Source organism: Corynebacterium callunae, from assembly GCF_046592015.1.
Classification (GTDB): domain Bacteria; phylum Actinomycetota; class Actinomycetes; order Mycobacteriales; family Mycobacteriaceae; genus Corynebacterium; species Corynebacterium callunae_A.
Genome location: NZ_JAWVOB010000001.1, coordinates 113,902 through 139,510, shown reverse-complemented (window position 1 = coordinate 139,510; position 25,609 = coordinate 113,902). Strand labels below are relative to the sequence as shown.

At 54.2% G+C, this 25,609-nt stretch carries 22 protein-coding genes; 6 read left to right on the top strand and 16 right to left on the bottom strand.

All coding sequences use genetic code 11. From position 1 onward, the window contains the following. Positions 1 to 101: 101 nt before the first annotated feature. The 4 genes from SFC07_RS00660 to obgE all read right to left on the bottom strand — a co-directional run bounded on the left by SFC07_RS00660 (position 102) and on the right by obgE (position 5,360). Positions 102 to 1,400, bottom strand: coding sequence for a glutamate-5-semialdehyde dehydrogenase (locus SFC07_RS00660; protein ID WP_411206303.1), 1,299 nt, complete (start codon positions 1,398 to 1,400; stop codon positions 102 to 104). Between the two features lie 123 nt (positions 1,401 to 1,523). After that, positions 1,524 to 2,438 carry a D-isomer specific 2-hydroxyacid dehydrogenase family protein gene (locus SFC07_RS00655; RefSeq protein WP_411206302.1) on the bottom strand — a complete coding sequence of 305 codons (915 nt, stop codon included), beginning with the start codon at positions 2,436 to 2,438 and terminating at the stop codon, positions 1,524 to 1,526. A gap of 74 nt (positions 2,439 to 2,512) precedes the next feature. Continuing rightward, positions 2,513 to 3,622 (bottom strand): glutamate 5-kinase, encoded by a 1,110-nt coding sequence (gene proB, locus SFC07_RS00650; RefSeq protein ID WP_411206748.1) that lies wholly within the window; start codon positions 3,620 to 3,622, stop codon positions 2,513 to 2,515. 229 nt (positions 3,623 to 3,851) lie between these two features. Next, positions 3,852 to 5,360 carry a GTPase ObgE gene (gene obgE, locus SFC07_RS00645; RefSeq protein ID WP_411206301.1) on the bottom strand — a complete coding sequence of 503 codons (1,509 nt, stop codon included), beginning with the start codon at positions 5,358 to 5,360 and terminating at the stop codon, positions 3,852 to 3,854. 228 nt (positions 5,361 to 5,588) lie between these two features. Here obgE and SFC07_RS00640 point away from each other — a divergent pair, with 228 nt between their 5' ends. Continuing rightward, positions 5,589 to 7,523 carry a solute carrier family 23 protein gene (locus SFC07_RS00640; RefSeq protein ID WP_411206747.1) on the top strand — a complete coding sequence of 645 codons (1,935 nt, stop codon included), beginning with the start codon at positions 5,589 to 5,591 and terminating at the stop codon, positions 7,521 to 7,523. An 82-nt stretch (positions 7,524 to 7,605) separates the two neighbouring features. Here the strand turns inward: SFC07_RS00640 and SFC07_RS00635 are convergent, their stop codons facing one another. Beyond that, a complete protein-coding gene (locus tag SFC07_RS00635) occupies positions 7,606 to 8,523 on the bottom strand; it encodes an aldo/keto reductase (protein WP_411206300.1) in 918 nt (305 codons plus the stop codon). Positions 8,524 to 8,587: 64 nt separating this feature from the next. Here SFC07_RS00635 and SFC07_RS00630 point away from each other — a divergent pair, with 64 nt between their 5' ends. Then, positions 8,588 to 9,256: a hypothetical protein gene (locus SFC07_RS00630; RefSeq protein WP_411206299.1), complete on the top strand. Its 669-nt coding sequence runs from the start codon at positions 8,588 to 8,590 to the stop codon at positions 9,254 to 9,256. A 72-nt stretch (positions 9,257 to 9,328) separates the two neighbouring features. Here SFC07_RS00630 and rpmA read toward each other — a convergent pair whose 3' ends face one another. The 4 genes from rpmA to SFC07_RS00610 form a co-directional block, all read right to left on the bottom strand. Beyond that, a complete protein-coding gene (gene rpmA, locus SFC07_RS00625) occupies positions 9,329 to 9,595 on the bottom strand; it encodes a 50S ribosomal protein L27 (RefSeq protein ID WP_411206298.1) in 267 nt (88 codons plus the stop codon). A 48-nt stretch (positions 9,596 to 9,643) separates the two neighbouring features. Further along, on the bottom strand, positions 9,644 to 9,949 hold the full coding sequence (gene rplU / locus SFC07_RS00620) for a 50S ribosomal protein L21 (RefSeq protein ID WP_003859302.1): 306 nt from the start codon (positions 9,947 to 9,949) through the stop codon (positions 9,644 to 9,646). Positions 9,950 to 10,166: 217 nt separating this feature from the next. Continuing rightward, on the bottom strand, positions 10,167 to 13,190 hold the full coding sequence (locus tag SFC07_RS00615) for a translation initiation factor IF-2 N-terminal domain-containing protein (RefSeq protein WP_411206297.1): 3,024 nt from the start codon (positions 13,188 to 13,190) through the stop codon (positions 10,167 to 10,169). A gap of 257 nt (positions 13,191 to 13,447) precedes the next feature. Further along, positions 13,448 to 14,128, bottom strand: a complete 681-nt coding sequence (locus SFC07_RS00610) for a hypothetical protein (protein ID WP_411206296.1) — start codon at positions 14,126 to 14,128, stop codon at positions 13,448 to 13,450. A gap of 489 nt (positions 14,129 to 14,617) precedes the next feature. On the opposite strand from SFC07_RS00610, the gene SFC07_RS00605 reads away from it, so the two are divergent. Beyond that, complete coding sequence (locus SFC07_RS00605) at positions 14,618 to 15,661, top strand: pirin family protein (protein WP_411206295.1); 1,044 nt, start codon at positions 14,618 to 14,620, stop codon at positions 15,659 to 15,661. After that, positions 15,662 to 16,114: a carboxymuconolactone decarboxylase family protein gene (locus SFC07_RS00600; protein WP_411206294.1), complete on the top strand. Its 453-nt coding sequence runs from the start codon at positions 15,662 to 15,664 to the stop codon at positions 16,112 to 16,114. A gap of 54 nt (positions 16,115 to 16,168) precedes the next feature. On the opposite strand, the gene ndk is transcribed toward SFC07_RS00600, so the two are convergent. Both ndk and SFC07_RS00590 read right to left on the bottom strand, forming a co-directional pair. Further along, a complete protein-coding gene (gene ndk / locus SFC07_RS00595; protein WP_015651862.1) occupies positions 16,169 to 16,579 on the bottom strand; it encodes a nucleoside-diphosphate kinase in 411 nt (136 codons plus the stop codon). Positions 16,580 to 16,627: 48 nt separating this feature from the next. Further along, positions 16,628 to 16,948 (bottom strand): hypothetical protein, encoded by a 321-nt coding sequence (locus tag SFC07_RS00590; RefSeq protein WP_411206293.1) that lies wholly within the window; start codon positions 16,946 to 16,948, stop codon positions 16,628 to 16,630. 49 nt (positions 16,949 to 16,997) lie between these two features. Here SFC07_RS00590 and SFC07_RS00585 point away from each other — a divergent pair, with 49 nt between their 5' ends. After that, positions 16,998 to 17,339 (top strand): GNAT family N-acetyltransferase, encoded by a 342-nt coding sequence (locus SFC07_RS00585; RefSeq protein ID WP_411206292.1) that lies wholly within the window; start codon positions 16,998 to 17,000, stop codon positions 17,337 to 17,339. Between the two features lie 57 nt (positions 17,340 to 17,396). On the opposite strand, the gene SFC07_RS00580 is transcribed toward SFC07_RS00585, so the two are convergent. From SFC07_RS00580 to SFC07_RS00570, 3 genes are read right to left on the bottom strand one after another with little or no spacing between them, the layout of a single operon-like run. After that, positions 17,397 to 17,822: a DUF4233 domain-containing protein gene (locus tag SFC07_RS00580; protein WP_411206291.1), complete on the bottom strand. Its 426-nt coding sequence runs from the start codon at positions 17,820 to 17,822 to the stop codon at positions 17,397 to 17,399. Beyond that, entirely contained in the window at positions 17,819 to 19,294 is a 1,476-nt protein-coding gene (gene folC, locus SFC07_RS00575) for a bifunctional tetrahydrofolate synthase/dihydrofolate synthase (protein ID WP_411206746.1), read from the bottom strand. Before folC ends, SFC07_RS00580 begins: the two co-directional genes overlap by 4 nt. Before the next feature lie 26 nt (positions 19,295 to 19,320). After that, on the bottom strand, positions 19,321 to 22,032 hold the full coding sequence (locus SFC07_RS00570) for a valine--tRNA ligase (protein WP_411206290.1): 2,712 nt from the start codon (positions 22,030 to 22,032) through the stop codon (positions 19,321 to 19,323). Positions 22,033 to 22,191: 159 nt separating this feature from the next. Between SFC07_RS00570 and SFC07_RS00565 the strand changes: the two genes are divergently transcribed. Beyond that, entirely contained in the window at positions 22,192 to 23,646 is a 1,455-nt protein-coding gene (locus SFC07_RS00565) for an Hsp70 family protein (RefSeq protein WP_411206289.1), read from the top strand. On the opposite strand, the gene SFC07_RS00560 is transcribed toward SFC07_RS00565, so the two are convergent. Together SFC07_RS00560 and SFC07_RS00555 are read right to left on the bottom strand one after the other, a co-directional pair. Further along, positions 23,643 to 24,230: a TIGR00730 family Rossman fold protein gene (locus SFC07_RS00560; protein ID WP_411206288.1), complete on the bottom strand. Its 588-nt coding sequence runs from the start codon at positions 24,228 to 24,230 to the stop codon at positions 23,643 to 23,645. The two genes, SFC07_RS00565 and SFC07_RS00560, sit on opposite strands and share 4 nt — an antisense overlap. A 9-nt stretch (positions 24,231 to 24,239) precedes the next feature. Next, positions 24,240 to 25,211, bottom strand: a complete 972-nt coding sequence (locus tag SFC07_RS00555) for a malate dehydrogenase (protein ID WP_411206287.1) — start codon at positions 25,209 to 25,211, stop codon at positions 24,240 to 24,242. Between the last annotated feature and the right edge of the window lie 398 nt (positions 25,212 to 25,609).

The following is a 25,609-nucleotide window of genomic DNA, read 5'->3' as shown; positions in this document are numbered from 1 at the left end:
TCCGCAGCCCCATTTGTCTCTCCAACCCAATGTGCGAGTATCAACTTTTCTAAAGGATACTTCGTGAATTCACGATGTGCTGGGTTGAAGAGGAATTTAGTTTAGGGGCGAATCTGTCCAGTACCCTGCAAGATCCACTTGGTGGAGGTCAGCTCAGGCAACGCCATAGGACCACGGGCATGCAGCTTCTGGGTGGAGATGCCAATTTCAGCACCCATGCCATATTGTTCACCATCGGTAAAGGCGGTGGAGGCATTAATCATGATGGCAGCAGCATCCACGCGATCAGCAAAACGCTGCGCCGTTTCAATGTTCTTGGTGGCAATAGCCTCGGTGTGCTGGGTGCTATACTTGGTGATGTGCTCGATAGCGCCATCCACACCATCAACCTCGGCAACTGCGATATCGAGGGTGAGGTACTCAGAATCCCAGTCGGTTTCGGTAGCTTCCACCACGTCAGTGGCACCAAACTCAGCCAATTCTGCAACCCTGCCGTGTACGGTCACTCCGGCAGCTTGAAGGGCCTGCACAACCGCAAGCTTGTCTGCGGCGCTGAGGGAGGCGTCGAGAAGCGCGGTTTCAGTGGCGTTGCAGACGCTGGGGCGACGGGTTTTGCCATTAAGCAGCATGGAAATTGCTTGCTCAAGATTGACCTCGTGGTCGATATAAAAGTGGCAATTGCCGGTGCCGGTTTCAATGGTGGGCACAGTTGCGCCGGTGACCACGGCATTGATCAGTCCGGCGCCGCCGCGGGGAATAACCACGTCAACCAAGCCGCGGGCGGTAATAAGATCCTGCACAGAAGCGCGGGTCTCACAAGGCAAAAGCTGGACGGCCTCGCGGGGCAGATCAAAACTTGCTAACACATCCTGCAGGATCTCAACCAAAACGGTGTTGGAGTGAACCGCAGTGGAGGAACCGCGCAGCAAAGCCACGTTGCCGGACTTGAGTGCCAAACCAAAGGCATCCACGGTGACGTTGGGGCGGGCCTCATAAACCATGCCCATGACACCCAAAGGCACGCGGATCTGCTTCATCTGGATGCCATTTTCCATCACATGGCCACGCAGCACCTCCCCTACTGGATCCGTGAGCGCTGCTACCTGGCGCAAACCGCCAGCGATGCCTGCAATGCGGGCTTCATTTAAAGACAGGCGGTCAATAAGGGATTCTTCCATCCCGGACTCACGTCCTGCTGCAATATCTGAAGCATTAGCCGCAATAATTTCTTCTGCCCGCTCCTCGAGTGCTACGGCAGCGGCTTGCAAAATGTCATTTTTAATGCCGGTACCCAGCACTGCTATTTCCGGAGCTACCTTCTTGGCAACCTCGGCTTTAGCTAAAACTTCTTTGCGTTCGTTTTCGCGGATTTGTACATCATCAATTACTGGTGAACTCATGGTTGTACAGTGTACAGACCTTGCAGCAGCCTGAGCTAAGTAAATTTCTCGCCCTCCCCCCAGCTCAAGCTGCCCCACTCAGGCCGCCCCACCCAGGCACCGAGCCCGGGCTCCAAAGCAGGTTTAGTAACCGGCTACCACGTCAACTTCAGTGTCCATCTTTTCCCCGGCTTCAAAAAGCTCGATATTGCGCAGGGTTTGGGCGCCCACCAGGCTGCGGATGCGCTCGGTGGTATTGGCAACGTGCGGGGCAATGACCACATTTTCCATCTCCCACAGTGGATGTCCATCTGGCAGTGGTTCTGGATCTGTAACATCCAAGGCAGCGCCAGCAATGGTGCCAGCTTCCAGCGCTGCAACCAGGTCATCGGTATTAATCAGCGGGCCGCGGCCAACGTTGACAATCACTGCACTGGACTTCATTTTGCCCAAGGTCTCGGCATTAACAATATGGTGAGTGTCCTCGGTCAAAGGCATAATCAACACCACAATATCGGCTTCGCCCCACACATGATCAGCCTCAGCCATGGCGAAGGTTTCATCGGCACCAGCAACTGGACGTCCGGAGTTATTTACCGCAATGGTCTTGACATTAAAAGGCTGCAACATTTCAATCAAACGCACACCAATTCCGCCGGCACCCATGATGGCGACTGTCTTATTGTCATGCAACCAGGTCTTTTTCTCCTCGACCTCATCACGTACATCCCAAGATTTAGCCAAGCGCGCAATCGCATGCTGATGCATCTGCGCCAACAACAAGCCGATGGTTGATTCCGCCACGGTATCGGCATAAAGTCCACCGGCATTAGCCCAACGGGTTTGCTCATTGACCACACCGCGGCGCACTAGCGCATCAATTCCAGCCATTGAAGCCTGCACAAATTGAATATTCTCCGGCAGCTCCGGGAACTCAGGAGCAGAACCATTAAAGAAGATGAAATCTGCGTCTGCCAGCCTCTCGACCTGCTCATGTCCCCCATTTTCAATGACAGCTGCGGTGTCGGTCCACAAATGTGGATACATAACAAACTTCAATTTCGGCTCCTTAAAATGCTTTAAAAAATGCTTTTCGACGCACCCCTCGCCCGCTGCCTGACCGGCAGCGGGGTTTAAGCACGGCTTGCGTAATTGGATAGATAATCTGCGTGAACCACGGGACGCCGCATTTCTTCGGGCAGGTCCTGTGTTTGTTGTCCCAGCATTGATTGCAAGATATCAGAGTCATAGGACACTTCGCCGCGGCCGATGATTTCACCACCGGGTCCGAGGATCTCCACGATCTCTCCCTGTTGGAAATCGCCGATCACTTCGGTGATGCCCACGGCCAATAAGGACTTGCCTCCTGAGGTCACCGCATCCACAGCACCTGCATCGAGACGGATCTTGCCCGCGGTATCGGCAGCATAAAGCGCCCAGAATTTCCATGCAGAAAGTCGGTTTTCCTTGGGATGGAAGACAGTTCCCACCTGCGCGTGTTCCAGGGCTGGGCCAATATTTGCAGCCGAGGTCAGCAGCACTGGCACACCACTGCGCGAGGCCAAACGTGCAGCTGACACCTTCGATGCCATGCCACCGGTACCTACTTTGCCGCCGTCACCTGCCACCACACCTTTAAGGTCATTGCCGTCGCGGACCTCGGAGATAAAACGAGCAGTGGGATCAGCAGGGTTCTTATCAAAAAGTCCATCAACATCGCTGAGCAACACGAGGGCATCAGCAGAGACAAGGTGTGCCACGATAGCAGCGAGGCGATCATTATCGCCAAAATTCACACCGGTGGTTGCCACGGTGTCATTTTCATTAACAATGGGCACCGCACCCAGGATGCGTAGCTTATCGATGGTGCGCTGAGCATTGCGGGCGCGGTCGCGTTTTCCGGCGTCGGCGGCGGTGAGCAATACCTGGCCGATGGGGCGACCGTATCGGGCAAAGGAGCGACCCCACTGGTGCATGAGGTGAACCTGGCCCACAGCTGCTGCTGCCTGCTTTACTGCGAGATCAGTGGGGCGCACGCTAAGTCCCAGGGGCGCCATTCCGGCGGCGACTGCACCAGAGGACACCACGATGAGGTCAGAGCCGGCTTCCATACGAGCTTGGAGGGCATTGACAATGGTGTTAATGCGGTTGGGGTCAACCGTGTGGCCATCTTCATCATTAGTCAGTGAAGATGATCCGATTTTTACCACCACGCGCTTGGCTCTGGTGATGCGATCACGCATATCAGACTCGTGTCCGTAGGCGGCGCTTTCTTTGGTTTCCGGGTCTACTGCCGGGAAGGTAGCGCCGATGCTAGCTTCCTGGCTGTAGGGGGTAACGGGAAGTCCCGTTACCGGCGCCATTTGGGTTGGCGTAGGGAGTTCATCCCGAAGTCGAACGCTTTCTGGAGTATTCTGCGTGTCATTCATAGCCACCCTATCGTATACACGCAGACTCTCCTTATGTCGGGTTTTATCCCTCCCAGCGGTCGCGGGTGGCCTCCTGGCCGTCACCAAAGTCAAGCTCATCAATCAGGCCACGACGGACCTGAGATGCGCGTTTACGCTCTGCAGCAGAGATACGAGCAGACTGCTCGAGGCGGACGTCAGTGCCACGGCCGGTGAGCAATGGATCATCGCCAGCGGAGGTCATTGGCTCCCACTCGAAGGTGACACCGTTGATGGTGACACTTGCTCCCACGCGGGCGCCAGCCTTACGCAGGCCATCTTCAATACCGAGCTTGGCCAAACGGTCAGCGAGGTATCCCACTGCTTCATCATTTTCAAAGTCGGTCTGCAAAATCCAGCGCTCTGGCTTATCGCCGGTGATAACAAAGCCACCTGGGATCTCTGGATCGGGCTTGATCTGGAACTGACCCTTGGTGCGGTGATCCACAGCCTTTGGCTTGATGATGATAGTTTCTGCCAACTTCTCCTTGGGGCGCTTCTTACGGTCTGCCTGAACAATCTCCAGCAGCTTGTACTTCAGCGGATCAAGGCCCTTGCGGGCAACAGCAGAGATAATAAAGACTGGCCAGCCGAATTTCTCAGCGATTTCATCCTTGAGGAACTCTGCCAGTTCAGCAGCTTCAGGGACGTCAGCCTTATTCAGCACCACTACACGAGGACGCTGGCTAAGGTCTCCCAGTCCGGTGTCCTCATCAAGGGCGGAGCGATAAGCATCAAGCTCAGCTTCCAAGGCCTCAATATCAGAAATAGGATCGCGGCCAGGATCCATGGTGGCAGTATCCACCACGTGTACCAGCACGGCGGTGCGCTCGATATGGCGCAGGAAGTCCAGGCCAAGGCCCTTGCCTTCAGAAGCACCTGGAATCAGACCGGGAACATCCGCCATGGTGAAGGTTTCATGGCCTACGTTGACCACACCCAGGTTTGGCTGCAGGGTGGTGAAGGGATAATCGCCAATTTTTGGCTTGGCTGCGGACATCACAGAAACCAAAGAAGACTTACCAGCGGATGGGAAACCCACAAGTCCCACATCTGCCATGGACTTCAGCTCGAGGGTAAGGTCACGCATTTCACCGGGCTCTCCCATCAGTGCGAAGCCAGGTGCCTTACGGGCTTTGGAAGCCAAAGCTGCGTTGCCGAGGCCACCATTACCGCCAGCAGCAGCAATAAACTTCATGCCCACGGTGGTGAGGTCAGCTAGGACTTCGCCCTTTTCATCCACCACGACAGTTCCTGGTGGAACTTCCAAAACAAGGTCTTCGCCGCGGGCGCCGTTGCGGTGATCGCCGGAGCCATTGGTACCACGTGGGGCTTTTACGTGTGGGTGGAAGTGGAAGTCCAGCAGGGTGTGTACCTGTGCGGATACTTCCAAGACGATGTCTCCACCGTGTCCACCATTGCCACCATCGGGGCCGCCGAGGGGCTTGTACTTTTCGCGGTGCACCGAGACGCAGCCGTTGCCGCCGTCGCCAGCGGCGAGGTGTAGCACAACGCGGTCAATAAAGCGGTTCATAAGTCGGTGTCACTCCTGATCAAAAATAATGCGAGCGCCCGTTCACCTATGAAATTTTAAGTGCGTTTGGTCCGAGCGCCAAGGTTCTTCGATCCTACCAGTGACAATGCCATCTTGAATAACTGAAAATCTAGGGTGCCTGCCCAACATTTTGTCTGTCCTAGCAAAAAGGTGACAATAGTGAAGGATAAATTTCATATCGAGGACGAAGGGACACTGCCAACCGCCGTGACAATTTCAACCCAACCTCGGGCTAAACACCCGGTAGATCAGGTGCCACCAGCACCCAAATTGGCAGCTCTCGGGCTCCAGCATGTGCTTGCATTTTATGCAGGTGCGGTTATTGTGCCACTGCTTATTGCGCAGTCACTCAACCTTGATACCGCAACCACCATTCACCTTATTAATGCCGATCTGCTCACCTGTGGCATTGCAACGCTGATTCAGTCGGTAGGCCTGGGCCGTCATATTGGTGTGCGTTTGCCGATTGTTCAAGGTGTGACCACTACTGCCGTCGCCCCAATCATTGCTATTGGCTTGGGCGTAACTGATGGCGCAGGTGGCGTGGCAGCATTGCCAGCTATCTACGGTGCTGTCATTATTTCCGGTATTTTTACCTTCTTTGCAGCTCCTGTTTTTGCTCGCTTCCTCAAGTTCTTCCCTCCTGTGGTTACGGGCACTGTGCTGCTGGTGATGGGTACTTCCCTGTTGTCGGTATCAGCCAATGACTTTGTAAACTATGTCGAGTCCACCCCGGCGGCGCGTGACCTCGCCTATGGTTTTGGCACCTTGGCTGTAATCATTTTGGCGCAGCGTTTCCTCCGCGGATTTTTGGCTACCCTGGCTGTACTCATTGGCCTGGTTGGAGGCACCGCCGTAGCCGTGCTCCTCGGCGATGCCAACTTGGACAATGTGGGTACTGCAGCAGCCTTTGATGTCACCACGCCGTTTTACTTTGGCGTGCCAGAGTTTAACGCTGTTGCTATCTTCTCCATGATTATTGTCATGATCATCACCATGGTGGAAACCACTGGTGACGTATTTGCCACGGGGGAAATCGTCGGCAAGCGTACTCGCCGAGATGACGTCACGCGTGCCCTGCGCGCTGACGGCCTGTCCACCTTTATTGGTGGTGTGATGAACTCTTTCCCCTATACCTGCTTCGCCCAGAACGTGGGCCTGGTACGTATTACCAACGTTAAATCGCGCTGGGTGGCTGCGGCCGCGGCGGTCTTTATGATCATTTTGGGTGTGCTGCCCAAGGCTGGCGCCATTGTTGCCTCCATCCCTTCCCCGGTGCTCGGTGGCGCTTCCCTGGCGCTTTTTGCCAATGTGGCGTGGGTGGGTATTCAAACCATTGCCAAGTCTGACCTGCGTGATGGCCGCAATTCCGTTATCGTAACCTCCGCGCTGGGCCTGGCTATGCTGGTGTCCTTCCGCCCTGAGGTTGCGCAGGCTTTCCCGGAGTGGGCACAGATTTTTGTGTCCTCTGGCATGTCTGTGGGTGCTATTACTGCCATCGTGCTTAACCTGCTGTTTTTCCATGTGGGCAAGCAAACTGGCGGCAATATTGCCACCTCCAAGTCCGGTGAAGCACTTAGCCTGGAGGCCGTCAACCAGATGGATCAACAGACCTTTGTGGACACTTTTGCCTCTCTGTTTAATAGCAAGACCTGGCCTTTGGCAACGGCGTGGGAATCACGTCCTTTTGCCAATGTCACAGAATTGCGCGAGGCCATTCAGATTGCCGTGCTCACCGCGCCCGCGCAAGACCGCGAGGACCTAATCCGCGATTATCCGGATATGGCTCAGCTGCTCTTGGCCTCTGAGGAGGAAGCAGCCCAGATTTCCCAGGACCGCGGTTCCCTCGGCCTGGTAGACCTCGATGATGTGGACCGCGAGAAGCTCATCACTGTCACCGAGCAGTACCGTGCGCGTTTTGATATGCCTTATGTGGCCTATTTTGACACCATGGACACCGTTGACACGGTGGTTGCCGCAGGTCTTCGCCGTTTGGATAACTCCAATGAGCAGGAGCACCGGCAGGCACTGTCAGAGATCATTGAGATCGCCAATGATCGCTTTGATATATTGCTTGCCGATGCCAACCCCGCGCGCACGGCCTTTGACCGCAAGTTCACCGACGCCGATTTCATGAACTAAAGCGCTTTTCGACGAAAAACCTGCCCCTTTATCCTTGTGGAAAAGGGGCAGGTTTTTGGCTTTATTGGGCTCTAGTTACGGCCTAGTTGAGATCGTTGGGGTGGGAGCCGCCACGCGCATTGCGTTCCAGCGCAGTAATCGCAGCCATCTCTTCTTCGCTCAGCAGGAAGTCAAAAACATCCAAGTTTTCAGCCATGCGGGATGCAGTCACCGTCTTGGGGAAAACAATGGTGCCATTTTGCAAGTGCCAGCGGATAACCACCTGAGCTGGAGTCTTGCCATGGTGCTGGGCAGCTGCAGCAATCGGAGCCTCTGCGCCCAGGTCATATTTGCCCTGGCCGAGAGGTCCCCAGGACTCAATGGCAATGCCCGCAGCCTGCGAAGCTTCTACCGCATCGCGCTGCTGCAGGGCTGGGTGCAATTCGATTTGATTAACGGCAGGCACAATTTCAGCCTCTGCCAGCAACTTCTCCAGATGCTCGGGCAGGAAGTTACATACACCGATGGAACGGGCACGCTCCCCCAGCTTTTCCATGGCCTTCCAGGCTGCCACGTAGTTATCATTGGCAGGGGCTGGCCAGTGCACCAAATAAAGGTCTACATAATCCAGGCCCAGCTTTGCCAAAGACTCTTCAAACGCGGCTTCCACATCCAGCTGGCGATCATTCCAGAGCTTCGTGGTGATAAAAAGCTCTTCGCGGGGAATGCCAGACTTGGCAATCGCGCGGCCCACGCCTTCCTCATTGCCATAGATGGCAGCGGTATCAATATGACGGTAACCGGCTGCCAGGGCTTCGCTGACAACTCGCTCAGCCTCAGCCGGATCAACCTTAAAAACGCCAAAACCTAGCTGCGGAATGGTGTGGCCGTCATTGAGGGTAATGAGGGGAATTCCCTCTGGCTTGGATAGCTTATTCTTTTGGTCCATGAGGGATTGCAGCAGCTTATCGCGTTCTTCCTCAGGGGATCCAAAATAATTGCCGGTTCCAACAACAGACATAAAAGCTCCTTTAAGGTGATGTCATTTCGAGTGCCCAGGCTACACCTCCCTACACTGGCATACCATGAGCTATGACTTTGTCCTTTTTGAAACTGATGGCGATCCGGGTAGTGCGCGCATTTCCAAATCTCCACTCACTGAGCGCATCGATTTTGCCACCCCGGCTACTACCCCAGTTCTAGAATCCCTTGCTGCGGGCTTGGCTGAAACCGCTCCCCTCACCGTAAAACTGGAAGACGACGCCATCCAGCTTTCCGGCGATCGTTGCCTTTATGTGGTCACTTCCTATAACAGTGCAGAAGATGCAGCTCAGTGGCTGGCCAATGTGGCCCTCGATTATGGGCTGGGTCTGGCCGATATGAACTCAGATACCATTTTGCTTTTTGGTGATGAAGACACCGACGCCGTGGTCCAAATTGAAAATTGGTACTCCCCCGCATTTTCCGCCTATGGTCTGCCACACCTGCTGATTGAGGTAATGCGCCTTAAAGACACGCAGCTACCTTATCTCCGCGTTACCCGCACAGCTGATGATTCCCGCTTCATTCAGACGCTATACCAGGTGGAGAACAAGCAGTGGCTGGTGGAGTATTCCGCTGGTGCAGAAACCCTTGGTACTCAGGTAGCCACCATCAAGGATGTCATTGGGCTTATCACTGCGTGGTTTGAGGGCGCCCAGGATTTTGGCGCAGAACACTCCTGGACCCCAGCCAAAGACTATAAAGGAAAATAGAAAAAGCTACTCCCTACAGACCCTAAGGTTTGTGGGGAGTAGCTTTATACCGTTTAAAGCTAAGAAGCTGACTTAAGCGTCAACTGCCTCGGTCTCAACGATGTTTACCAGGCGACGGTTACGCTTGGTGGAGAACTCCACAGCGCCGTCCTTCAAAGCGAAGAGAGTGTCGTCGCCACCGCGGCCGACGTTCTCACCTGGGTGGAACTTGGTGCCGCGCTGACGGATCAAGATCTCGCCTGCGGATACCTGCTGGCCACCGAATCGCTTCACGCCAAGGCGCTTGGACTCGGAATCACGACCGTTGCTGGAGCTAGATGCACCCTTCTTGTGTGCCATGTGGTAATTCCCTCCTTCAAAAGGAAAAACTCAAAGAAACCCGAGGGTTTACTTGATTCCGGTGACCTTCAGAACGGTCAGGGGCTGACGGTGTCCCTGGCGCTTCTTGTATCCGGTCTTGTTCTTGTACTTCAGGATCTTGATCTTCGGGCCCTTGGTGTGCTCGACGATCTCGGTGTTGACGCTCACAGAAGCGAGCTTGTCAGCGGCGGTTGTTACATCGGCGCCATCGACGAGCAGAACCGGGGTGAGAGCCACGGATGCACCCGGCTCACCCTCGATCTTCTCGACCTTAACGAGGTCACCTTCGGCAACCTTGTACTGCTTTCCGCCGGTCTTGACGATCGCGTACATAGAGGGCTACCCCTTATCTGATTCTCGGCTCAGGCACTCGGAGTTGAGTCCCTGATTGGACTTACGTTTTACAATTGCGTTTTAGGCATGAGAAGCCACAAAATAGCTTCCGTCACGCGCTCATTCGCCGTGTATGGGCTAATGGGCATTACGAACACAGCCTAAAACAGCGACTGTCCAAGATTACCCCTAAAGGCAGCTTTAATACAAACTGCCCTTATACCCTATCTGCGTGGGGACTTCTTGGTAGCCCGGCGACGTCGTCCTTGCGGTGCTGCTTTTGCGGGCTCAGCCTGCTGAGATTCCGTTTTAGCCACAGGTTTTGCACAGCTTGTTGCGCAGCCTTGGCCGGAGCAGCCTTCACTCGCACCACACGACGCCTATTGCGACGTCCCTCAACACGCTGCACTACTACTTCTGGTTCCGGGCTGGTGCTTACTTCAGGAGTTGCTTCCACTACTGCTTCCACCACGGGCTCAGCCATTCGACGTCGAATAGCACGCCTTCTAGTGCGGCCTGGCGCACCCACACTGACCTCGCTCGGGAGGTTTCGGCGCGCAGGCTTTTCAGGCGCCTCAGGCGCCGCGGTTTTAGCTTTACGACGACGCGGTGCCGCAGGTTCTGCGACAGTCTGGAAGACCTCAGGACGTGGCGCACGATCAGAACGGGAATTACCGCGGGTGGAGCGACGACGGCGTGGACTTGCCTCAAACTCCGCCAGCGCAATCTCATAATCCGAATTAGCTGGTGCAGCTGGAGCTTCCGCTGGTTCCTCAGTATCCGCAGTGTCAAAATCGGAGACATAGGAGGAACCTGAAGGCTCATCTGGGTCTTCATCATCGGCAATCTCTACCGCAGCAGCAGCGATGGCCAAAATGTCATCGGCAGAGTTGTGCTCAGTCTGGGTCTCGCGCTCCTGACGTTCCTGGCGCTCCCGGCGCGCACGACGGCGTGGACCTTCCTCGGGTTCCACGGTGGATTCCACCAAATCAACATCATCAAGGACCAAAACGGAAGCAGCCAGCTCCTCAAATTCTTGGTCCAGATCATGCTCATCGTCTTCCACCAGATCACGCATGGCCACAACCATGGGGTGCTCAGCTGGGTTTTCATGGTCATCGTCCATGTCTCGGCGGTGACGACGGGAACGCTCCTCAGCCTTGGCCTCCACGCGAGCATCCACATTTTCTACTGGATCCTCATGGATTACCACACCGCGACCACCACAGTGTTCACATTCGGTGGTGAAGGTTTCAAGCAGACCAGCACCAATGCGCTTACGCGTCATCTGTACCAAGCCCAGAGAAGTTACTTCCGAAACCTGGTGGCGGGTGCGGTCATTTTCCAAGGCCTCATTAAGGCGACGCAGCACCAGCTCGCGGTTTTCTTCCAGCACCATATCGATGAAGTCCACCACAATCATGCCGCCGAGATCGCGCAAACGCATTTGGCGCACGATTTCTTCAGCTGCCTCAATATTGTTGAGGGTCACGGTTTCTTCCAGGTTACCGCCACCTTTACCGGTGTAGCGGCCGGTGTTGACGTCAATAACCGTCATCGCTTCGGTGCGGTCAATAATCAGGGAACCACCGGAAGGCAGGTTAACCTTGCGGGAAAGTGCTTCCTCCAGCTGGCTATTGAGGTCAAAGGCCTCAAAGGCATCCTTGCCATCAAAGTCATCACGGTTAAAGTGCTCAACGCGGCTCACCAGGTCAGGTGCAACGGACTGAATGTAGGCGCGCACAGTATTCCAGGCGCGGTCACCATCAACGATGAGTGCGCTGAAATCCTCGTTGAAGAGGTCACGAATAACCTTCACCAGCATGTCTGGTTCTTCATACATGGTGATTGGCTTGGAGCCGCGGTTCTTCTTTTCCTGCTTGGTGCGCTCCTGAATCTGCTGCCAGAGAGTGTCCAAACGGTTGACATCGGCTGCGATATTTTCCTCGGACACACCTTCTGCAGCGGTACGAATAATTGTGCCACCTTGTGCTGGGACAACGCGTCCCAAAATTTCCTTCAGACGCTTGCGCTCTGGTCCAGGTAGTTTGCGGGAAATTCCAGCGCTGCGACCACCCGGAACGTACACCAAATAACGCCCTGCCAGAGAAATCTGGGTGGTCAGGCGTGCACCCTTGTGACCGACTGGATCCTTAGTCACCTGCACCAACACCTGGTCACCGGACTTCAATGCCTGCTCAATGCGGCGTCCGCGGCCACCGAGGCCAGCAGCCTTCCAGTCCACTTCGCCGGCATAAAGGACACCATTGCGTCCCTTTCCGATATCAATAAAGGCAGCTTCCATGCTTGGCAGCACATTTTGCACCTTGCCCAGGTAAATATTGCCAACCATGGACATCTGGGAGTCAGAGGTGACAAATTGCTCCACCAATTTATCGTCTTCAATCACGCCCACCTGGGTAACCAGACCGGGGTGATCATGGCGCTGACGTTCACGCACCACCATGCGGCGCTCAATGGATTCACGACGCTCCATAAATTCCTGCGTGCTCACCACATGGCGCTTCTTCTTATTTTCCTCGCGCATTTCACTACGGCGACGGCGCTGCGCCTCCAGGCGAGTGGAGCCCTTAATACCCACCGGTACTTGCTCTTCAACCGCGCTTGTCGACGCGTCCTCGTGCGTAGGTGTCACCGTTTCTGCCTCGGTACCACGTCCACGGCTAGTACCCCGACGACCGCGGCGCTTGCGCGCCGAACGTTCGCGGGCCTGTTCATCATCGGTATCGGCGACGTCCTCGGTAGGAATAATCGCAGGTGCCTGGAAGATCGGAGCATATACCGGTGCTTCAGCAGGAGGAGGGGTTACCTCTGGAACGATATCTTCCAAGAGTTCAGCATGTGCTTCTTCTTCAACTGCGGTGGCAAAATCATTGGGCTCAATGGCAGCTGCCAATTCGCGCTCAATTTTTTCTTCAATCTGGTGGATCTCATTGGCCACGTTCTTTTCCACGCGCCTTCTGATCTTCTCCACTGGTTCTTCATCCACGGCCACCGGTGCAGAAAGAGCGTCAAGCAGCTTTTCCACCTCAGCCTTGTTGAGGTTGGATTGCGCGACCTTGACCAGCCCGATGCTATCGAGTGCAACCACAATATCTTTGGAGGCCAGGTCTAGTTGTTTAGCCAATTGGTGGACACGGGTTTTTTCACCCAAGGTACTACGATCAAATTCCGCTGCTGAAGTAGCCACTTCAGTTTCTTTTGCCTGCTTTTTTGGCACAGCAACACTCCTATTTTCTTATCTCATGATTGCGCAGAAGTCCCGGGCGCTGGCGGGTGACGTACACCCAGCCGCCGCCGCACAGGTAGAGCGACAATCAAAAACGTCTATGTATAAAAATTCTCGGTCTATTTTTAAATAGGCCTGCTGCCATTGTTCCACAAGTTAGGGTTGCAATTGGTATTGCTTGGAGCAAATCTAATTTCAAAAAGAAATAGCAGCTCGTCTCAAATTGAGGCGAGCTGCTATTTCTTTAGTTAGACAGCTGCAGCTGCGAGAGCATAATTACCTGCATGCTCCGTATTTGCTCTAGTCAAGGACATAAACTGGGCCACGGTAGCTCTATGTCCCAACCCTAGATTAGAACTTGGCTTAGATTTCTCCGGATTAAAGTCCAACGCAACCGGGGAGGTCAGTGCCTGCCAAACCAAACGCGAGGAATTCGGATCAGGCATACACACATAAATACGATCTGAGTCACCAACCTGCTCTAATACGCTTTCGAGCATATCGTCAGGAAGTGCAACAACAGCAATAACGTCTCCGGTGGATGCTAAACCAGCACCAAAGGTATCCTTCACTGCTTCTGGGTTTTCTACAAGATATTTCCCAATAAATTCTGCAATTTCCTGGCGGCGAAGCAATTGATTGACCTCATCAGGCTTCGGATTGTCGTGCCCGTTTAACGGAAATGGTACTCGGACCCACACACTTGGAAGGTCGTCTGTTTCTTCAAAAGCCTGACACTCGTGAAACTCACAGAGATCAAACTCATCTGCTTCCAAATCAAACAAAGCGGCTAGTGATTGCTTCATATCCTCACGAATCTCAGGAAGGCTATCACCTGCTGCATATACAGCAGCATTTAGGCCAGAACCTTTCCAATATGGTTCGAGAGCAGAGTAATGGCGAAAGACCACATTCTGAATGGAGTTCACTTTTCCACCTCTTTTCTTGCTTCTTCTGTAAGTCCAATATCTTTAGTCAGGATTTTCTTAACGATGCTGAACAGGAAAAATTGTTTCCTTTTAGAAAATACAAATTTATTGCCGGTTCTGCGACTTTGATATTTATCGTGTGACCCACCATTTTTGTTAATGGGTCCATCACGGTACTTCAGAACAATTTTGAGAAGTTCATCGTAATTCAGAGTGGGGAAATTACGCGACAATAATTTCTCCCACCGCCTCACTCGGTCAATTCAGAAAAGATACTGTCGCCGATTGTAGTATATCTGCGATCAGTTTTCTGATATTTAAAACCAAGCTACAAAGTTGTTAGCGCAGATCTACCACAACTACATTGATCCTCAATCGAGGTAACTGACTACCTCTCATTAATTCCTGGTTTGGCTGCATACAAAGCCTTGCGCAAGGGCCGGTAGATATACTTTAGGGAATTTATCCTTCAGCCCAGGAGCACACGTAATGTCGAATACTGAATCTGCGCTGGAGACCTTTGAGTCTGCGCAGTTTGCACCCGGAACCGCCCAAAATCCGCAGTGTGAAGATGGTGCAAATGTAGAGATTATTACCGCTCGTGACGTTCCACTTGGTGGCCCGCGTGCGATGACCGTGCACCGCACGCTCCCCCAGCGCCAGCGTTCGCTGATTGGGGCATGGTGTTTTGTGGACCACTATGGTCCCGATGATGTTTCCATCACTGGCGGCATGGACGTGGCACCGCACCCACACACCGGCCTACAGACCGTGACCTGGCTTTTTGAGGGCGAAATTACCCACCACGACGCTGGCGGTAACCATGCTGTGGTGCTTCCAGGCGAGGTCAACCTCATGACTGCCGGCGCGGGCATTTGCCACTCCGAGATTTCCAGCTCCTCCACCACTATTTTGCACGGTGTGCAGCTGTGGACCGTGCTGCCGAAAAAGGATCGCAATGGCCCTCGCCGTTTTGATCACTTTGCGCCGGAGGAGGTCACCGTTCCCGGCGGTTCCGTCCGCGTCTTCCTCGGTGACCTTTTTGGCCAAAGCTCTCCCGTGCCCACCTTCACCCCGCTAGTCGGCGCCGAAATCCACATCAATCCCGGCGAAACCGTCACCTTTAAGGCCAACCCCGAATTTGAGCACGGATTGCTTGTCGACGCGGGCCAGGTGCAGCTTGAAGGCGTGAACGTCCGCCCTGCGGAGCTTGCCTACACCGGCATTAATGAAACCCAGCTGCGCATTAAAAACACCGGCACCACCCCGGCGCGCACTCTCCTAATCGGTGGTGAGCCTTTCACCGAAGAGATCGTGATGTGGTGGAATTTTATTGGCCGTAATCACGCTGAAATTGAGACCTACCGCGAAGAGTGGGAAAACCACTCCGACCGTTTTGGAGTTACCCACGGTTATATCAGCTTGGACCGCGATGGCCTGCTGCGTTTGCCTGCGCCGAAGCTACCCAATGCTGCTATTAAAGCCCGTATAAATCCAGAACCAACCGCACGACCAGGAATGAGAATTGATTAAATGGCTGCCGAGCATGGCCCGTACATTGATAAGTTTTTCCCGGAGCCATATAAGCAAATGCGTGAGGTTTCCAAAACCCTGCGCAAGATCTATCCCGAGGTTGACCTTCCCGAAGCTTTGATTGAGCTGGTCAATGTACGAGTTTCCCAAATCAATGGCTGTGGCACCTGCCTGAGCATTCATATGCCGCAGGCTCGTAAGGCTGGTGTTCCGGAGTGGAAACTTGATGCACTTGCAGCTTGGCATGTGGTCAGCGAATTCAGTGCTGAAGAACGCGCTGCCCTGCAGTTGGCGGAATCCTTGACTCTGCTGCAATCTCACGAAGGACATCTTGCTGCCCGCAAAGCGTGCAGCGTTTTTGCCGAGGAGCAGGTAGCTGCTTTGGAATGGGCGATTATTACCATTAACGCCTTTAATAGAATTTCTATTGCCAGTGGCCACCCCCTGCTTTAAGCACAGCAAAAGCTCCCAACAAATTTTGTTGGGAGCTTATATTTTTTGTCTATTTTAGACGTTTGGGAACCAGATGGAGATCTCGCGCTCAGCGGACTCTGGGGAATCAGAACCGTGAACAACGTTCTCGCCAACGGTCAAAGCGAAGTCACCACGGATGGTACCTGGGGTTGCCTTAGCAACTGGGTCGGTGCCACCAGCAAGCTGACGCCATGCATCGATAGCGCGCTCGCCTTCAACGATGCCAGCGATCAGAGGTGCCGAGGTGATGAAATCAACAAGCTCACCGAAGAAAGGCTTGTCAGCATGCTCTTCGTAGTGCTTCTCAGCGGTCTCGCGGTCTGCAACGCGCAGATCCAGCGCAGCCAACTTCAGGCCCTTGCGCTCGATACGTGCGATGATCTCTCCAACGTGGCCGTTGTTAACACCGTCTGGCTTAATAAGAATAAGGGTACGTTCAGTCATGCTGAAAAATTCTACCCAATGGTGTTTGATCTCGCGCACTAAGCCCGACTAGAGCTTCCTCACAGCATCGGCAACAGCCTCGTTTGAGGAACCTCGACTCCATAACTGCGCCTGGCGAATAGCCGCTGCTTCCTGTCCCCTGCCTTTTAATTCCAATAGCTGCTGCCGTTGTTCATCGCTAAAAACCACCGGCTTATCTTGTAGTACTCCACCGGAACGAATTTTAAGACCAACACCTAATGCAATGGTCGCCACCACAATCGCCAAGATGGGGACGATAACTGGAGAGCCGGCAAAACGGGTAATAAGCGCAACTGCACAAAAGAGCGCAGCTGCGGAAAACGCCAAAGAAGACTGTGGATTGCGCATAAGCACCAAGTTACGGCGGTTACACAAATTTTTCCATAGAGTAGAGGGAATGACTCTACAAGATAAGCTCGGAAACGACGTTCAGTTCAGCGATAATCAAGAACTCAAGCAATATGAAATCAGCTACGCAGACGAAGATAAAGCTGCTGGTTTTACCGCCTACTTTGATCACGATGGCGAACGGATTTTCTACCACACTGTTGTTGGCGAAGAATATGGCGGACGAGGCCTAGCATCCATCCTGGTTAAGGCAGCCCTTGAAGATACCCAAGCTGCCGGACTAACCATTGTTCCGCTCTGCCCCTTTGTGAAGGGCTACCTGGAAAAGCACCCCACTACCGGCACTCGTCCGGGCACCCGCGAAGATGTCGAGTTGATCCAAGCTCTGTAATTAAAGCAGCTCGGCGACGTCGAAAAGCAAAGAAGAGGCCCTCGGGCCTCTTCTTTTTTATAGGTGCTGGGTGCTGAGCAAGCCGCGTTTCATGCGGTCAATCAAATTGGAACGCAGGTAAAGCAGGTAAGCCCAGACGATGATGAAAATAATCGCTGCGAAGCCCATCGCGGGGTGGATAAAAAATCCCAGGAGGGCAAGCACCTGCAACCCAATATTCAGCGGAATTGCCCAACTGAATTTTTGCAGGAAGGCCGCCACCAGGTGTGCCAACGCAATGACCGTGACATATACCCAGTTGAAGGTGGTCCAGTGGACGCCATTGTCCACGCGCAGGATCACCGTAAGCACGAGGGCGATGGTGATGGCTTCCATAACCAAGGTGCCCGCCATTACACCGCGGATACCTTTCATCGGGTCCTTTACTGGGTCATGGCCAGGTCCAAGGGGGCCATACTCCACCGCTTCATCGCGCTTGCTCATGCAGGTTCCTTTCCAAATAGCGTGCGCGCATCGCCGGCGGTGACAATGGAACCGGTGATAACAACACCAGAACCTGATTGCACATCGGTATCCTCAGCCAATTCAATGGCCAATTCCACCGCGCCTGGCAGATCTTCTTGTACGTGCACGCGCTCATCGCCATAAATCTCGCGAGCATATTCTGCCAGCTCATAGGCATCAAGTGCGCGCTCTGACTTGGTTTGGGTAACCACAACCTCGTGCAGATATGGCTCCAAGGCTTCCAAAATGCCGCGGGCATCCTTGTCGCCCAATACGCCGATGACGCCGATCAGACGACGGAATTCAAAGTCACGATCCAGGGCTGCGCCCAAGGCTTTTGCACCATGTGGGTTGTGGGCGGCATCAATAAAGACGGTTGGCGCAGAACGCAGGCGCTCGAGGCGACCTGGGGATTCCACCTGCGCAAAACCCTCGCGCACGGTATCAATATCAAGGGTGTGACCAGCGGATACACCAAAGAATGCCTCCACCGTTGCGAGTGCTACCGCGGCATTATCTGCCTGGTGCGCGCCGGAAAGTGGCAGGAAGATATCGGTGTATTCGCCACCCAAGCCCTTGATTGTTAGCTGTTGTCCGCCCACGGCAATGGTGGATTCCACCACGCCGAACTCGGTGTTAAGGCGGGCCACTGCTGCATCACAATCAATGGCCTGCTGCAAGATCACATTCATGGCCTCAGGCTCTTGTTTGCCCACGATAACCACGTTGCTGTTGGGATCAATATCATCCTCAGCAACAGGGCGTCGCTTAATAATGCCAGCCTTTTCACCTGCAATTTCCGCCAGGGTATTGCCCAGGCGGTCGGTGTGGTCCATGCCAACCGGGGTAATCACAGATACTTCGGCATTGATGACGTTGGTGGCATCCCAACGTCCGCCGAGACCAACTTCCACCACTCCCACGTCAACGGGAGCATCAGCAAAACCGGCGTAGGCCAAGGCAACGAGCACCTCAAATTTGCTCATCTTTGGTCCGCCCTCAGCCTCTGACCAGGCGTCAGTCATCTCAATATAAGGCTTGATTTCCTCATAAACACGCACAAAATCACGGGGATGAATCGGCTTGCCGTCGATAGCAATACGCTCGGTGACCAGCTGCAAATGCGGACTGGTGGTACGGCCGGTGCGACGGTGGAAGGCACGCAGCAAAGACTCAACCATGCGGGTGGTCGAGGTCTTGCCGTTGGTTCCGGCAATGTGGATTGCTGCGAAAGTGTTCTGAGGCTGTCCCAGCAGGTCCATCAAATAGCTCATGCGACGGAAGGTGGGATCAATTTTGGTCTCTAACCACCGCTGATCAAGTTCGGCTTCGACAGCTGCCAGGCGTACCAAATCCTCGGAAGTAATTTCCACAGGAGCTGGTTTTTCCCTTTCACCGGCGAGGTCGATTGGGAGGGATAATCCACTTTCCCCGAGTGTGACATCACCCATGGTGATGTCATCTTCATGTTCAGCCACTAAACCAATTCCTCCAGACGCTTATTAATGCGTTCAACTTCTTCTTGAGCGATCTGCTGACGCTCACGGATCTTGTTTACCACTGCATCCGGAGCCTTGGCCAAGAAAGCCTCATTGCCCAGCTTCTTTGCGGTGGTATCGAGTTCCTTTTCAGCAGCAGCAAGGTCCTTTTCCAAACGCTTGCGCTCAGCTGCCACGTCCACGGTGCCAGAAGTATCCAGCTCCACGGTGATAGTGGCAGTGCTCAAACGAATTTCCAGGCTGGCAGAAGTGGCAAAATCTGCCTCTGGAGCCTCAATGCGAACCAAGGAACGCACTGAATCTTCCAGCTCGCTCAAGTCGCAGGCAGCAAAGTCCAGGCGTGCTGGAACCTTCTGAGAAGGCTTCACGCCCTGGTCAGAGCGGAAACGACGGATCTCAGTAACCAGCTTTTCGACGTCAGCAATGCGTCGCTTAGCGTCGGCGTCAACCTCAACGCCGCCGTTGGTATCAGCTGAGTTGGGCCAGCTTGAAACTACGATGGACTCGCCATCGGTAAGAGCCTGCCACAACACCTCAGTAACAAAAGGCATAGCTGGGTGCAGCAAACGCAGCAGGGTGTCAAGAACGTGGCCCAAGACCTTCTGGGTGTGCTCGCCGCGCTGGGTGGTGCCCTCGCGTGGGATCTGAACCTTGGCGATTTCTAGGTACCAGTCGCAGAACTCATTCCACGCAAATTGATAAAGCTCTTCATTGGCCTTGGCAAATTGGTAGTTATCCAGGTAGGCATCAACATCAACGCGTACCTCTTCCATACGGTCCACAATCCAGCGGTCCGCGTCGGTAAGTTCTGCACGTGGAGGCAGGCCTGCAGACACAGCACCATTCATCAGCGCAAACTTGGTTGCATTAAAGAGCTTGGTGGCAAAGTTACGGGAGCTCTGTGCAGAGTCCTCGCCCACTGGCAGGTCAACACCAGGGTTAGCGCCACGAGCCAGGGTGAAACGCAGGGCGTCAGCGCCATAGTTTTCCACCCAGTCCATGGGATCAATACCATTGCCCAAAGACTTGGACATCTTGCGGCCATGCTCATCGCGAACCAGACCATGTAGGAAGAGATCCTTGAATGGAATCTCAGGGCGGCCATCCTTGCCGGTGCCCAAAAGCTCTGGGGTCTTCTTGGCAGCGTAGGTGCCAAACATCATCATGCGGGCAACCCAGAAGAACAAGATGTCATAGGCGGTAACCAGCACGGAGGTTGGGTAGAACTTCTCTAGTTCAGCAGAGCTCTCTGGCCAACCCATGGTGGAAAATGGCCACAGTGCAGAGGAGAACCAGGTATCCAAGACGTCTGGGTCCTGGACATAGCCTTCTGGAGCCTGCTCATCTGGGCCAACGCAGACGATTTCACCATTGGGGCCGTACCAAATTGGAATGCGGTGGCCCCACCACAGCTGACGGGAGATGGTCCAGTCATGCATATTGTCTACCCACTCAAAGAAGCGAGGCTCCAAAGACTTGGGGTGAATGGTGGTGTTTCCTGCGCGGACAGCGTCGCCAGACATCTTGGCCAGCTCTTCTACCTTGACAAACCACTGCAAAGAAAGGCGTGGCTCGATGGCTTCGCCGGAACGCTCGGAGTGTCCAACGGAGTGGACATAAGGGCGGATTTCCTTAACAATGCGGCCCTGAGCAGCCAAAGCTTCGCGGACCTTAATGCGGGCTTCTTCGCGGGTTAGGCCGTCAAACTCGGTGCCGGTATCGGCGATCTTGCCGGTCTTGTCCATGATGGTAGGCATGTCCAAGTTGTGGCGCAGGCCGAGAGCATAGTCATTAGGGTCATGAGCTGGGGTGATCTTAACGGCACCGGAGCCGAACTCAGGATCCACATAATCATCGGCAACAACCTTGAGGGAAAGGTCATCGCGGAAAGGATGCGGGAAGGTCAGTCCCACGAGGTCCTTGTAGCGCTCATCCTCTGGGTGCACTGCGATGGCGACGTCGCCCAGCATGGTTTCCACACGAGTGGTGGCCACAATAACGTGTGGCTCATCATCGTTGAGGGAGCCATAACGGATGGAAACAAGCTCGCCTTCGACGTCCTTGTATACAACCTCGATATCAGAGACCGCGGTTTCCAAAACTGGAGACCAGTTAACTAGGCGGTGTGCCTGGTAGATGAGGCCGTCGTCGAAAAGCTGCTTGAAGATGGTTTGGACGGCGCGGGACAGGCCCTCGTCTAGGGTGAAGCGCTCGCGGGACCAATCCACGGAATCGCCGATGGCACGCATCTGGCCACCAATTTTGCCGCCAAATTCTTCTTTCCACTCCCAGACCTTGGCAATGAACTCTTCGCGTTCATAGTCGTAGCGAGTCTTGCCCTCGGTCTCTTTCAGCATTGCCTCAACCTTAGTTTGGGTGGCAATACCTGCGTGGTCCATACCTGGCAGCCACAGCACCTCAAAGCCCTGCATGCGCTTGCGGCGTGCCATGGCATCCATGAGGGTGTGGTCAAGGGCGTGGCCCATGTGGAGCTGACCGGTCACATTTGGCGGTGGCAAAACAATGGAGAATCCTGGCTTGTCACTGGACGGGTCGGCGGTGAAATAACCCGCATCTACCCATCCTTGGTAGAGATCCGCCTCCACGGCCTTGGGGTCCCAAGACTTAGGTAGTTTGTCGGCGCGATTTTGGCTGGTGTTCTCATTATTCTGCTCAGTCACGCAGACCATCTTAGCCCCTGCGTCAACATATCAAGTAGATGGTCTCTGATCTGTGCTTCCGAGGGCGAAAAGTGCCTGTGATCTGAACAAAACTACCGTGCCGAATAAAAGAGAGACACCCTTCTTTCTTGCCCTGCACCGCGCAAAAATCCTGCTAGGGTCAAATGCATGCGATTTGGAATCGACGTCGGAACGACGCGCACTATTGTGGCCGCTGTCGACCGCGGAAACTATCCAATTGTCAACGTCGAGGATGCTCTAGGTGATGCGCATGAATTCATCCCCTCTGTAGCAGCTCTTGAAGGTGATGAGATTAAGGCCGGCTGGGACGCCGTGGCACTGGGCACTGACCACCCCACTTTTACGCGTTCCTTCAAAAGGATCATGTCCGAGCCTTCAATCACCAGCCAAACTCGGGTGCAGCTCGGCGAACACAGCCGCAGCCTCGGCGAGGTGTTAAGAGCACATGCCGATATGGTGGTCGCCGCGATCAAGGGCTACCAAGCTCAAATCAACGACACCTCCGAAATCGAAGCTGTGCTGGGTGTGCCCGCCAATGCTCATAGCGCGCAGCGTCTGCTCACCCTTTCTGCGTTTAGCGAAGCAGGCATCAAGGTTCTTGGCCTTATTAATGAGCCCAGCGCCGCCGCCTTTGAATACACGCACCGCCACGCCAATACTCTAAATTCCAAGCGCCAGTCCATTGTGGTCTATGACCTCGGCGGTGGCACCTTCGATGCCAGCCTCATCCGTATAGACGGCACCCACCACGAGGTCATTTCCTCGCTCGGCATCTCCCGCCTCGGCGGCGATGACTTTGATGAAGTCCTGGCCAAGTGCGCCCTCAAGGCCGCCGGTCGGGAAAACGACGCCTTCGGGACTCGGGCTAAAACCAAGCTTTTCGACGAAGCCCGCACTGCCAAGGAAGCCTTGGTCCCGCAATCACGCCGTCTGGTGTTGGATATTGGTGATAAGGATGTCACCATTCCAGTGGCTGATTTCTACCAAGCAGTCACCCCACTAATTGAGCAATCACTTTCGGTTATGGATCCGCTCATTGGCACCGATAACCTTAAAGATTCAGATATCGCCGGCATCTATTTGGTAGGCGGCGCCTCTGCCCTGCCTCTGGTACCGCGCATGCTGCGCGAACGTTTTGGCCGCCGTGTACACCGCTCCCCTTATCCTTCTGGTTCCACCGCAGTAGGCCTTGCCATTGCTGCTGATCCTTCCTCTGGTTTCCACCTTAAGGATCGGGTATCACGTGGCATTGGTGTTTTCCGCGAGTTTGATTCTGGCCGTGCGGTTAGCTTTGATCCGCTGATTGCTCCAGATACTGATCGTTCCACCGTTGCTACTCGCCGTTATCGTGCAGCGCACAATATTGGTTGGTTCCGCTTTGTGGAATATTCCACTGTGAATGCTGATGGCAGCCCGGGCGATATTTCCTTGCTCAGTGAGGTCAAGATTCCTTTTGATTCCAGCATTGCGGACGTAGAAAACACGCCCATCCATAAGTTTGCGGGCCCAGAAGTAGAAGAAACCATCACCGTTAATGGTGATGGCGTGGCTTCAATTCAAATCAAGGTGCTTGGTGGCGTCACTGTGGAGCACACCATTTAGTTCCATTTGGGTGCTGGTGGAGTCCAGGCTCGCATGGCTGCAAGCAGCTCATGGGGGTCTGATTCCACAATGAGGGATTCAAAAAAGTCCCTCTTAATAAAGCCACTTTGGGTCATCTGCTCCAGCATGTCCAAAAGCGGCTGCCAAAATCCGTCCACATTATAAAGTGCGACGGGTTTGTGGTGGAAGCCCAATTGTTGCCAGGTCCAGATCTCAAAAAGTTCTTCCAAGGTGCCGGCACCACCGGGCATGGCAATAAATCCATCACCGAGTTCTGCCATGCGCGCCTTGCGGCTGTGCATATCGGGGACTACTTCTAACCTGCTAAGGCCGCTATGGCCAAGTTCCTTTTCCATCAAGGATTCCGGAATGACACCGAGCACCTCGCCGCCATTGGCCAAGAAGGCATCGGCAATGACCCCCATGAGTCCAACTTTGCCGCCGCCATAAACCAGACCAATATTGTCGGCTACTGCAGCTTGGCCCAAACTCTGAGCAGCCAGGGAATAAACCGAGGTAGTGCCCAGAGCTGAGCCGGTAAAAATGGTTACGCGATTAAGGATGGGGGTTTCGTCGAAAAGCACCCTTAAAGCTTAAAGCAGGTCGCGCACGGCCTCGCGCTCGGCCTGGAGCTCAGCAACGTTAGCGTTGATGCGCTCGCGCTGCCAGTCGGAGATCTCAAGGCCTTCGACGATTTCCCACTCGCCATTGCGGGATACGGTTGGCAGACCCAGGATAATGCCTTCTGGAATGCCATAAGCGCCGGTAGAAGGTATAGCAGCGGAAGCCCAGTGCTCAGTACCCTGAACCCAATCGCGCATATGATCCACTGCGGAGGAGGCAGCAGAAGCAGCGGAGGACTTGCCGCGGACCTCAATAATTTCCGCACCGCGGTTGGCTACGCGGGGGATGAATTCATTGAGGTACCAGTCCTGATCAACAAGGTCGCTGACCTTCTCTCCGCCGACAGTTGCGTAGGTGATATCTGGGAACTGGGTGGCGGAGTGGTTGCCCCAGACAACGAGGTTTTCAAAGTCGGCAGCGCCGCGGCCCAGCTTGGACGCCAGCTGAGAGATTGCGCGGTTGTGGTCAAGGCGCATCATGGCGTTAAAACGGGAGGCTGGAACATCAGGTGCGGCAGCGGAAGCGATCAGCGCATTGGTATTTGCAGGGTTGCCGACAACCAGCACGCGAATATCTTCGGCAGCGTGGTCGTTGATGGCCTTGCCCTGTGGTCCAAAAATCTTGCCATTGTTGGCCAAAAGGTCCGCGCGTTCTTCACCCTTACCGCGTGGTTTTGCACCCACCAAGAAAGCAGCGTTGGCACCGTCGAATGCTGCATTGGCATCAGCAGTGATGGTGATATTGGATAGCAATGGCAGCGCGGAATCCTGCAATTCCATGGCCACGCCCTCGGCACCACCGAGTGCCTCAGGGATTTCCAACAAGCTCAGGGAAACGGGGGTCTTAGCTCCAAAGACTTCGCCATTAGCGATGCGCCACAACAGGGAATAAGCAATCTGTCCGGCAGCACCGGTTACGATGACTTTTTTGGGGGAATTCATCAACTATCCTCAATCCTTCTTTTAAAACCGGGTGGTTTTAGTGAATCTGAAGTGATCGTTGCTGATGTCACTATCCCAGCTCGATCACTAAGCCCCATGCTATAGGCGCGGTGCGGTTCGTACCACCGTTTTGAGGATCGATTGGCTCACCTTTTCTCAAGCCTGGCAGGGTTCACGCAGGGTCCCCACAAAGCCACGATTACCCCCGAAGCGCCTTTTTATGTACCCCTTATTGGAAAAATATCTCCAAGAATTGCTGAAAAAGTACCAGAACCGAGCATTTTGGAAAGAATTCGGGCACCATTTATTAGTGTGGATTGGGTTTTATTGAATGGTATGACCTAAAATTCCTTTTTTCATGTTTTAACCATTCGTTGCCTGGAAGGACTTTTGAACGA

Excerpts from the sequence above, each read along its gene's own strand:
- SFC07_RS00660 (WP_411206303.1), bottom strand. The coding sequence starts at position 1,400 with ATGAGTTCACCAGTAATTGATGATGTACAAATCCGCGAAAACGAACGC.
- proB (WP_411206748.1), bottom strand. The coding sequence starts at position 3,622 with ATGCGTGATCGCATCACCAGAGCCAAGCGCGTGGTGGTAAAAATCGGA.
- obgE (WP_411206301.1), bottom strand. The coding sequence starts at position 5,360 with ATGAACCGCTTTATTGACCGCGTTGTGCTACACCTCGCCGCTGGCGAC.
- SFC07_RS00635 (WP_411206300.1), bottom strand. The coding sequence starts at position 8,523 with ATGTCTGTTGTTGGAACCGGCAATTATTTTGGATCCCCTGAGGAAGAA.
- SFC07_RS00630 (WP_411206299.1), top strand. The coding sequence starts at position 8,588 with ATGAGCTATGACTTTGTCCTTTTTGAAACTGATGGCGATCCGGGTAGT.
- rpmA (WP_411206298.1), bottom strand. The coding sequence starts at position 9,595 with ATGGCACACAAGAAGGGTGCATCTAGCTCCAGCAACGGTCGTGATTCC.
- rplU (WP_003859302.1), bottom strand. The coding sequence starts at position 9,949 with ATGTACGCGATCGTCAAGACCGGCGGAAAGCAGTACAAGGTTGCCGAA.
- SFC07_RS00605 (WP_411206295.1), top strand. The coding sequence starts at position 14,618 with ATGTCGAATACTGAATCTGCGCTGGAGACCTTTGAGTCTGCGCAGTTT.
- SFC07_RS00600 (WP_411206294.1), top strand. The coding sequence starts at position 15,662 with ATGGCTGCCGAGCATGGCCCGTACATTGATAAGTTTTTCCCGGAGCCA.
- ndk (WP_015651862.1), bottom strand. The coding sequence starts at position 16,579 with ATGACTGAACGTACCCTTATTCTTATTAAGCCAGACGGTGTTAACAAC.
- SFC07_RS00590 (WP_411206293.1), bottom strand. The coding sequence starts at position 16,948 with ATGCGCAATCCACAGTCTTCTTTGGCGTTTTCCGCAGCTGCGCTCTTT.
- SFC07_RS00585 (WP_411206292.1), top strand. The coding sequence starts at position 16,998 with ATGACTCTACAAGATAAGCTCGGAAACGACGTTCAGTTCAGCGATAAT.
- SFC07_RS00580 (WP_411206291.1), bottom strand. The coding sequence starts at position 17,822 with ATGAGCAAGCGCGATGAAGCGGTGGAGTATGGCCCCCTTGGACCTGGC.
- folC (WP_411206746.1), bottom strand. The coding sequence starts at position 19,294 with ATGGGTGATGTCACACTCGGGGAAAGTGGATTATCCCTCCCAATCGAC.
- SFC07_RS00570 (WP_411206290.1), bottom strand. The coding sequence starts at position 22,032 with ATGGTCTGCGTGACTGAGCAGAATAATGAGAACACCAGCCAAAATCGC.
- SFC07_RS00565 (WP_411206289.1), top strand. The coding sequence starts at position 22,192 with ATGCGATTTGGAATCGACGTCGGAACGACGCGCACTATTGTGGCCGCT.
- SFC07_RS00555 (WP_411206287.1), bottom strand. The coding sequence starts at position 25,211 with ATGAATTCCCCCAAAAAAGTCATCGTAACCGGTGCTGCCGGACAGATT.